General features: G+C 40.6%; 6 protein-coding genes. 4 read left to right on the top strand and 2 right to left on the bottom strand.

Translation table 11 applies throughout. The features are described 5' to 3' along the window. Positions 1–276: 276 nt before the first annotated feature. Positions 277–1245: a transposase gene (locus Q4492_RS15570; protein WP_303419841.1), complete on the bottom strand. Its 969-nt coding sequence runs from the start codon at positions 1243–1245 to the stop codon at positions 277–279. A gap of 180 nt (positions 1246–1425) precedes the next feature. Continuing rightward, the gene (locus Q4492_RS15565; protein WP_303419840.1) at positions 1426–2367 is read right to left on the bottom strand and encodes an IS110 family transposase; all 942 of its coding nucleotides are present in this window, start codon (positions 2365–2367) and stop codon (positions 1426–1428) included. A gap of 325 nt (positions 2368–2692) precedes the next feature. Here Q4492_RS15565 and Q4492_RS15560 point away from each other — a divergent pair, with 325 nt between their 5' ends. From Q4492_RS15560 to Q4492_RS15545, 4 genes are all read left to right on the top strand, one after another. Continuing rightward, complete coding sequence (locus Q4492_RS15560) at positions 2693–3205, top strand: hypothetical protein (protein ID WP_303419838.1); 513 nt, start codon at positions 2693–2695, stop codon at positions 3203–3205. A 95-nt stretch (positions 3206–3300) separates the two neighbouring features. Beyond that, a complete protein-coding gene (locus Q4492_RS15555; protein WP_303419836.1) occupies positions 3301–3684 on the top strand; it encodes a VOC family protein in 384 nt (127 codons plus the stop codon). Between the two features lie 92 nt (positions 3685–3776). Then, on the top strand, positions 3777–4133 hold the full coding sequence (locus tag Q4492_RS15550) for a MerR family transcriptional regulator (protein ID WP_303419834.1): 357 nt from the start codon (positions 3777–3779) through the stop codon (positions 4131–4133). A 59-nt stretch (positions 4134–4192) separates the two neighbouring features. After that, positions 4193–4570: a carboxymuconolactone decarboxylase family protein gene (locus Q4492_RS15545; RefSeq protein WP_303419832.1), complete on the top strand. Its 378-nt coding sequence runs from the start codon at positions 4193–4195 to the stop codon at positions 4568–4570. Positions 4571–4643 lie beyond the last annotated feature (73 nt).

Raw genomic sequence — 4643 nt, 5'->3', positions numbered from 1 at the left:
CTGATTAATCCCCGGTGTTTTAGAGCTTCGCCATGGGCCTTTACTGGTAATGCCACACGCAACAGCCGCCTGTACGTCAATAAACAGGGACATGCACTTTTAAAAAAAAACCTTCATTCCTTCGTTATAGGTTTTGCAGTTAGGCTTTGTTTTTACTTCAAGTGGCTGATTGATGGTTTTAAGTGTTTATTGGGAGATATTCGGTGTTTTTGAGTTAGCCGTATATCTCAGCGAATGAGCTGATACTTTATCGGTTGTAGATAAGAAAGGTTGAAGTTAGGCCGCTTGGTTATGCCTTCGTTTTCGTGCGAATTTTTTGTGATAAAGCCTTTCAAACTGAGTGGCGTTATTCAGCCATTCTTCTTGGTTTATTTCTATTCTTTCTAGTATGGGTGGTAGGTGTGCGGATATAGCTCCGCGTTTGTCATCGCGTAATATTCGGCCTGTCATGTCGACTAAGGTTAGATAATCCTCTAGGCTGAATAGAATACCCTGCTGTTCTTTGTTTCGGATATTTCCTTCAAATTGTGCCAGAGGTTTTACAGGGGATTGGAAATGTTGCAAAGCAAACAGTGCTTTTTGAGATTCTATCGCGGATGTTGAATTGAATTCCGGATTTATGCGCTCTTTGATACTTGTATGCTTTGAGCCTTCCGGTGTTTTAGCCATATCAGCGCGTATAGGGTTTAGATCTACATAGGCCATGCAAGACAGTAATGCTTCTTCGGTTAGTAGGGCTTGCGATTTATAACGAGACTCCCAGAAGTGGCCAGTGCACTTGTCTTCTTGGTTAGCTTGGCGAGCAATGGGTTCATTTAGACATTTCATAAACCAACTAAGGTTAGCTAAGCGTTCCCGGTAGATATCTATCATCTCACTGACGGTATCAAGTTGAGCTTTGCTGAGAGACTCACCTGCTTGCCATTGCTGAATCATTAAGGGGCCTTTGAATAAACTTAACCAGCGCGTTACAACTTCAGTATTTGACCAGCTTTGTGCTTGAGTCGGGCAGAGTTTAATCACAATATGAAGATGGTTTGACATCACGGCATAGGCGCAGATATCAATGGAAAAGAGTGAAGATAGAATGCGTATTCGGTCTTCGATCCATTGACGACGGTGTTCGTAGTCTTTACCTGTTGAGTGATCCAAGCCACATAAAAACGAGCGGCGAACACAACGTGAAACAATATGGTAATAGGGGGTATCTTGAACGGATACGAGTTCCTTTCTTGGGCGAGTCATCGGTAAATCCTTTTATCGATGTAATGAATAATGCTTGGCTTTGATCTTAGGATTGAGTAAGGGTATTGTCAATTTAAGGGGGCCTGTCCCCTCACTTTCTTGAAATCGTTGATGTCGATTTCATATTTGGAAAAGCAAGGTGACCTCCCTAACAAGTGACTATGGTTCCCAGTCAAGTATTTAGACCATTTTTTCATCCCAGTATGTTCCGTTTTTCACCATCGTATTTAAGATAGTTAGTTGCTTGCGCATACAAGCAACTATGGCTACTTTCTTTGGCTCTCCCACTGCCACCATTCGCTCATACATAGGCTTGAGTTTGGGGTGACACTGGATGGCTGACATCATGGATACAAACAGTACAGTTCGAACGCGGTGTCGACCCCCACGTATATATCGCTTGCCTTGATAGCTTCCGCTGTCGCGATTCATGGGGGCTACACCGACCAACGCAGCAATCTCTTTTCGGTTGAGGGAACCCAGCTCTGGCAACTCACTCATGAGCGTATAAGCCAGCACATTGCCGACACCTTTTGCACTTAATAATAGGTCGCGCTTTTGCCGCCACTCAGCAACACTGTCAACCAGTTTGTCGAGTTGCTTGTCGATGGATAGAAGCTCTTTTTTAATGGTGTTTAGTATCGCTTGAATCGGTTTATGCACTGTCTTGGGCATACGCTTTAAACGGTTCTTTTGCATCGTACTCATTTCAAGGCATTGGCTTCGCACAACCAGCAAGTCACTGATCGCTCTCAGCTTTTCTGGTTTAATTGACGATAACCTCGGCTTCATTGCTTCACCAAAATGGGCGATATCCATGGCGTCGAGCTTATCTGTTTTAGCCATTCTTCCTGACGACTTAGCAAAATTGCGAACATTACCTGGGTTACAGACAACGATCGGCAAACCTGCTTTGTGAGCGGCACAGACAAACTCCAATTCGAGCCGGCCAGTGGATTCAATCAGCACTCGGTTGGGCTTTAAAGGCTGTATTTGTTTAACGGCCTCTTTTATACCCGCCGTATCGTTTTTGACACTAAAAAATTGGCCAGTAGGCCTCACATAAATATCGAGTTGCGTACTACTTGTGTCGATACCGACATTGATCTCTGTGTTATTCATAAGATAAGCTACCTCTGCCTTGCTATTCGGGCTCGAGGCCCACATGACTATTCGAGTTATGCCTAGTGAGTTTTTGCCACGTTCATACTTGTTACCGGTCTTTACGAACCTGTCGCACATCGAACTGTGACAAAAAGGCCTTCGGTGGCCGCCGAAGGTGGGTCTCAATTTACCCGTTTTTAAAAGGATTTAAAAAGGTGGAATATCCTCAAGAACAACCATACAAGTTTATCAAACCTCGTTCCGCCCACAAAGTAACGTGGGCTCCACTGGACGCGCAAAGACACTCGCGCCGTTTATAAAAGCGTTATGCAAAGGAAACGATATGGTTAATCTTGAAGATATAAATACCAAAGAACTTATTGAGTTTTTAAATAGAATAGAATTTAGCCAAGAGAAAATATCTGAAATATTAAACGACAATGACCCTGAATATACAGAATATAAAAAAGCTTTTTTTCTAATGCTTTGTTACAACAAACAAGCTTTTATTCAACCTATGGAAAGTGGCTGGATGAAAAGAACAATAAATGCTTATCAAAACAAAACAGATAGAGAAAAGGGTGAAATATTAGAGATATGGGATGAATCAGAAGCTGAATCTTATTCAAAATCACTTGATAGTTTACTTAAATCTGGTGCACGAGAATCAGATTTATACAATATAATTAAACTAAACCAAAAAAATGTAATTGCTAATATTATGGAAACTTTAGATGGTGCATTTGGTGGTGATTTTGGTTTATTTGAAACAGAATATAAAGATAATGAGTCCATTCCAAAAAGGCGCATCTTCGGTTTACAAGATGATTTTCTGAATTATGATCCAAATAAATAAATGTATAACAAGTTACAGCATCGGAAAACAAACTCGCTCGTGCTCGTCGTTTCCCGCTGTGTAAGGCGTTATATGCCAATTAAATAGGAAGTGTTGTGCAAGTAGAAAGCATTGATCATCTCGTTTTAACGGTAAAGGATATTGATAAAACTGTAAATTTCTATATGTCCGTTATGGGTATGGAAAAAGTAGTTTTTGGGGAAGGTCGTGTTGCATTATCCTTTGGAAATCAAAAAATAAATCTGCACCAATTAGGTAAGGAATATGAGCCTAAAGCCGGTAATGTAAAAACTGGTAGTTCTGATTTGTGTTTTATTATTAAACAGCCAATAAATCAAATTATTGCTCACCTGAATGCTTGTAAAGTATCAATAATTGATGGGCCAGTTAATCGTACTGGTGCAACTGGTAAAATCGTTTCAGTCTACTTTAGAGATCCAGATCAAAATCTTATCGAAGTATCAAACTATGTCATGTAAAAAGTTTATCAACGAACGTCACTTCGAGGCTGGACAGCCAAAACTGCGCTTTGTCTGCCCGTTATAAAAGCGTTATGCCCTAGGTAGATATCATGAACATGAGAGAATTTTCGGACAAAGTCGAATTATCGGCTTATACCCTTCGTTACTACGAAAAAGTTGGTTTACTCAAACATGTCCAAAGAAATACCAGTGGTCATCGGATTTATTCAAATAGAGATATCGATTGGGTAGATTTCATTAAACGTCTTAAAGACACAGGCATGCCTCTTAAAGAGATTCAAAAATATGCCTCTTTAAGAGAGTTGGGTGCTCAAACAGTAAAAGAGCGGCAAGAGCTTCTAGAAAAACATCAAGAAAATCTAGTAAAGCATATCAGGCAGCAAAATGAGCACCTAAAAGCATTGGACGCGAAAATTAATTTATACAAAAGTGGAGAAGTGAGTTGACTTAGAGTTAACTCTAACTAGTAGAGTGTGCTGGTATTCATAAAAAAGGAGCACACAAAATGGAAAATTCACGTTTTGACAAAGGGTTAGAGCTATTATCAGAAATTGATGGTGAAGCTGGGCAAAAAGTTATTGATAGCCTACAAGATATTTGTCCTGACTTGGGCAAATACACAATTGAATATCCGTTTGGAGATATTTATTCTCGTCCTGAGTTAGATTTGAAATCAAGAGAATTAGCTACCGTTTCAGCATTAACTGCAATGGGTAATTGCATGCAGCAACTAAAAGTTCATTTACATGCAGCTCTTAATGTCGGTTGTTCAGAGACAGAGTTGAAAGAAGTGATTATACAAATGTCAGTCTATGCAGGTTTCCCAGCAGCACTAAATGGTATGTTTGCATTCAAAGAAGTACTCTCTGAACGACGGGCATAATCGGGTAGCCGAGGGTCTCTAACCCTCAGCCCCCACAACACCCTGCATGCGGATCCGCACAGGGCGTTTCACT

The organism is Neptuniibacter sp. 1_MG-2023 (genome assembly GCF_030547185.1).
In the GTDB taxonomy this organism is placed as follows: Bacteria; Pseudomonadota; Gammaproteobacteria; order Pseudomonadales; family Balneatricaceae; genus Neptuniibacter.
This window is presented reverse-complemented; position numbering and strand designations above follow the sequence as displayed.